The sequence below is a fragment of the Lyngbya sp. CCY1209 genome (assembly GCF_055795065.1).
The window spans coordinates 1-4,742 of sequence record NZ_JAYFER010000455.1; the positions used below are offsets into that span (position 1 = coordinate 1).

Consider the following 4,742-nt stretch of genomic DNA (forward strand, 5'->3'; position numbering starts at 1 on the left):
TCTTAAAGGCATAGTCAATGTGCCTCTACCAACTCCTTTAAGAGAAAATCCTAAAGTTGTTGCTACTTTTGTAAAGAGCGGGGAGGGGAATCTAAAATCGGGCTCGGCGCCAGACGCAGCACCCCTACAATTCCCACACCCCGCACTCCAAATTAATACTGCGGAACCGAAGGATCGACTTCCTTACTCCAGGCGGTAATCCCGCCCTGGACGTTCACCCCTTCGATACCCGCTTCCTTGAGGATACCCAAGGCCCTGGCCGATCGCCCGCCCATTTTGCAGTGCGCGATCAGACGGTGGCCGTTGAGGAGTCCCTTCACCTTTTCGACCCCCTCGCCCCGTTCGATATCCGGCAGGGGAATCAACACCGCCCCCGGAATTTGGGCGATTTCGTACTCGTTGGGGTTGCGGACATCGATCAACACGAAATCGTCCGCGCCGCTGTCGAGAAGGGCCTTCAAATCCTTCACCGTCATTTCGGGAATCGCCCCCGCCTGCTGGGCTTCCTCCTGTCGGGCCTGGGGAATGCCGCAGAACTGTTCGTAGTCGATCAGCTTTTCGATGACGGGCCGTTCCGGGTTGGGCCGCAGTTTCAACTCCCGGAAGGTCATGTCCAGGGAATTGTACAGCAACAGCCGACCGCTGAGGGTGCGTCCCTTTCCGAGGATGATTTTGATCGTCTCCGTGGCCTGGATGACCCCGATGATACCGGGCAGAATCCCCAAAACGCCGCCTTCGGCACAGGAGGGAACCATTCCGGGGGGCGGGGGTTCGGGATAAAGATCCCGGTAGTTCGGCCCGCCCTCGTAGTTGAAGACGGTCGCCTGTCCCTCGAACCGGAAGATGGAACCGTAGACGTTGGGTTTGTTCAGCAATACGCAGGCATCGTTGACCAGGTACCGGGTGGGGAAGTTATCCGTCCCGTCCACGACCACATCGTAGGATTTGACGATATCCAGGGCATTTTCGGAGCTCAGGCGGGTGTTGTACAATTCCACCTGGCAGTTGGGGTTGATCTCCAAAATGCGGTTTTTCGCCGAGTCAATTTTCGGCTTGCCGACCCAGGACGTGCCGTGGATGACCTGGCGTTGCAGGTTGGAGGTGTCCACCACGTCGAAATCGACGATCCCAATCCGGCCGATTCCCGCCGCGGCCAGGTACAGCAGCAGGGGGGAACCGAGCCCGCCTGTACCGATGCACAGGACGCTGGCCGCTTTCAGGCGCTTCTGCCCGTCTAACCCGACTTCTGGCAAAATCAGGTGGCGGGAGTAGCGCTCATATTCGTCTCGCTGTAACTGGATTTCTTCCAGATTCGGATTTAGCATGGCAATTCGCGCAAGGGAAATACTTTCAAGTTTAGGGGGTGCGATCGCCCCTCTCAGGTTTGCACTCAAAGATATATATGATAATCCCCCGTGTCCCCGATGGCTTCACAACTTATCATTTCTTCAAGTTGGAACTGATGCCGGGGATCGAGACTCCAGTTTTTCAGGTCTGTGGCTTTCCCCCCTTCCACTGAAACGATGATATAGGAATATTCCGCCCAGGCACAGCGGCGATCGAATTCCGAGGGGCCGGCGGGGTGGTCCGGGTGGGAGTGGTAGATGCCGATGATGGACCGGTTGCGATCGCGCCCTTCCCGCTGGGCCCGGATCAGCACTTCCGGGGCGATGGTGAACCGCCGTTCTTGCGTGGTGACGGGGTTTTCGGCTGTTTCGATCTCTTGGAAGGACTCCGCCGCCGTCTCACCCCAGGCGTTTTCGACGGGCCGGACTTCGGCGAGGATTTTGCGATCGTCCCCGGCGAGGCGCCCCATCAGCAACCCGCAACATTCTCGGGGATAGGTCCGTTCGGCGTGGCTGCGGATTTGTTCGAGGTGTTCGGAAGTGAGAATTAAGACCATATTTTTAATAATTGACAATTGATAATGTTTGATACAATCAAATTTGACATCGCAGATGTCAAATTTGCCTCGAAAAAAGGGTTGACAAGGAGCGACTACTTTCGGTATGATATTGACATTAGGCTTCATAATGGAAGTGGATGCAAAAAATAAAAAAATGCACAGATTTCCATTATATAAAAATGATACCAAAATTTTGACAAAAGTCAAGCGATCGCCCCAAATTTTTAAAATTTTTTCACAAATATTGTAATTTTTGATGAGAATTGGTGGGGGCTGTGTTCTGGGGCAAGCACAGAGGCTTGCCCCTACATTTTTTTATCAAAATTCCGGTTCCACTTCCACCACTTCGGTATACTCGAACGCATTGGGGCTCCGCCGCACCAGGGGATAACGATTTCCCGCCAATTCGATCGCATCTTCCTCACACTCCGGCTTGGGAGAATTGTACACCAAAACGTATTCTCGTCCGGCGCGATCGCGGATTTCTTGGGCTACCTCTCCCCGCCACTGGGTTTTGGTGACTAACACGATCAATTGGTTCGCCAACTGGGGGATAATATTAGCGATTTGGCGGCGGTAAATTTCGTCCAAACTGCCGAAGGGTGAATCCATGACGATGGGAAATGTGCTGCTGTCGGGTCCCATCAGCGTGTTTTTCTGACTCCACTCCCGCACCCCTTCGATGATGCCACCGATAAACGACAAACTGAGGATTTGATTTTCCCCGGTGGAGGCGGCGACGGTGGCATCTTCGCCGGCGGTATTTTCGATTAATTTTAATTCGTAGTTGTCCGTCAGTTGGGGTTGGTAGGGGGTGAAAGAAATGCGGGAAAAGATATTTTGAACCCGTTTTTCCAACTGCCGGCGAAATTGGCGATCGAGGCGTTCTCTAACCTCTGTCAATCGAGCGATCGCGTCCTGGGTGGCGGCGATGCGTCTCTGTGCGACTAACTGCTTCATTTCGTTCATCTGCTGGCGATCGATCTGCTTGGAAAGTTTCTCGGTTTCGGCTTGCAGGGTTTCGATTTGTTGCCGGTTCGAGCCCATCTCCCGGTTCAATTCGCCGATGCGGGTTTCGATTTCGTCCAGTCGCTTTTGCAGTTCTTGAATGTCCTCATCCGGGAAATTTCGCAACTGTTTTTTGATGTCGTCTAAACGGGTTTCAATGCGGGAGAGTTCGGCGCGATTGTCAGTAATTAAAGCTTGGTGGCGGTCGATATTTTCCCAGAATTCGACGACTTGGCGATCGACATCTTCCACCTGGGTAGACATCCGGATCGCCGTCTCTTCGATATCCGCCATTCCGGCGCGTTCCAGCCAACTTTTGACGCGATCGCGTTCCGAGGTTCCGTCGTGGAGTTCCGAACCGCAGAGGCACTGGTGGCGATCGAGTAATTCCCCCAAAAATTGCTTGGTAATTCCCGTCATCAATTCTCCCTTTCCTCGCAGTTCGGAAAACAGGTTTTTGAAGTCCGCGATCGTGTCGGATAGAAAAACCGCATAACCTCGCGTTGACAGCAATTTATTAATTTCCAGATTCGACTGTTTCAAGTCTTCCCGAATTGACTTAATTTTAGCTTCCAATTCTGACCGAAGTTGCTGCAACTCTTTCGCACCACTCAAGTCCAAAAGGTGGGCGCTGACTGTCCGCTTCAATTCCCCTTCGTGTTCCAGTTCTTGCTCGATTTCAATTTGTCGATTTGATAAATTCTGAATTTCCGTCTCCAGCCTTTTTTTATCCTTTAAAAGTTTCTTTGTTTCCGGATTTCCAATGATTGATAAATCGAGTTCCAATGATTTTCTCGCATCTTTTAAATGCTTGATCGACCGATTCAGTACCTCCACACCCAATAACTCTTTCGTTGCCTCGGCAATTTCCGCTTTTCTTTCGTCCCGGACAATTTGCTCGATCCGTTCCCCGTCGAAGAAGAAATATTGATGCAAACTGACGGGTAAAATGCGGTTGATAATCTCCTCCGGCGGTTGGGGGGGCAAATTCCAGCGGCCGTCATCCCCCGCCACTTGCATATACAGTTCGCTGGGGGATTGTTCGATCTCTCCATTTTGTTTGTAGGCGCGACAAACCCGCTTCACCAGGTAGCGTTTGCTATCGTGTTCAAAGATAATTTCCGCCCAGCAACCCACCGCTTTTCCCGGTTCCGCTTCGGCGAGCGATCGCTTATTCACCAACTGTCCCGAAGCCGCGAACGCCGCGCTAAACTTTTCATACAGCACCCAAGTAAATGCATTCAATAGCGTCGTCTTCCCCGCCCCATTGTTGCCGTGAATCACCGTCGTATTTTGCGCCCCCGAAGCCAGATTTAGCGTCGGCGTTTTCCCGTAAAACTGGCGAAAATTGCAGAGTTGAACCGACACCAACTTCATTGCACCACTTCCTTAATAATTTTCAGGACATCATCGTTGATATTGCGGGGGGCTTTCATGTAGAGTTTATCCCGTTCCGCCTGCAACACCCGCTCGATAATTTCCCGAACCTCCGGAGATGCATCCGTGATCGGATCTTGCAACGCGGCGCCGACATTCTCCCCGTAAGGCGATCGCGCTTCGGCGAAAACATTGGAAATTGCAGTAATCAGACTGTCCGAATATTGATAAGTCATAATCGAGTCAGGGAGTCGGGAGTCGGGAGTCGGGAGTCGGGAATAAATAATCCGCGATCGCAAATATAGCAGGCGCCAGGACGGTTCGTCACCCGCCTTGAAATTCATTTCAAGGCTAATAGCACCAGTCCACACTGTCGTGGACTCAGTTGTTGGCAGTTGATATAGCAACTCCCAATCCTATGCGAGAGGATTTGTGCTATTAGCTTGGGAAT

At 52.1% G+C, this 4,742-nt stretch carries 4 protein-coding genes; all 4 read right to left on the reverse strand.

What is annotated here, in order from left to right:
- Positions 1–152: 152 nt before the first annotated feature.
- The 4 genes from moeB to AC0QHF_RS14390 all read right to left on the reverse strand — a co-directional run bounded on the left by moeB (position 153) and on the right by AC0QHF_RS14390 (position 4,635).
- The gene (gene moeB, locus AC0QHF_RS14375; protein ID WP_324704912.1) at positions 153–1,325 is read right to left on the reverse strand and encodes a molybdopterin-synthase adenylyltransferase MoeB; all 1,173 of its coding nucleotides are present in this window, start codon (positions 1,323–1,325) and stop codon (positions 153–155) included.
- Positions 1,326–1,390: 65 nt separating this feature from the next.
- A complete protein-coding gene (locus tag AC0QHF_RS14380) occupies positions 1,391–1,903 on the reverse strand; it encodes a M67 family metallopeptidase (protein ID WP_324704913.1) in 513 nt (170 codons plus the stop codon).
- Positions 1,904–2,224: 321 nt separating this feature from the next.
- Positions 2,225–4,291, reverse strand: a complete 2,067-nt coding sequence (locus tag AC0QHF_RS14385; RefSeq protein WP_324704914.1) for an AAA family ATPase — start codon at positions 4,289–4,291, stop codon at positions 2,225–2,227.
- Entirely contained in the window at positions 4,288–4,635 is a 348-nt protein-coding gene (locus AC0QHF_RS14390) for a hypothetical protein (protein WP_324704915.1), read from the reverse strand. Before AC0QHF_RS14390 ends, AC0QHF_RS14385 begins: the two co-directional genes overlap by 4 nt.
- Between the last annotated feature and the right edge of the window lie 107 nt (positions 4,636–4,742).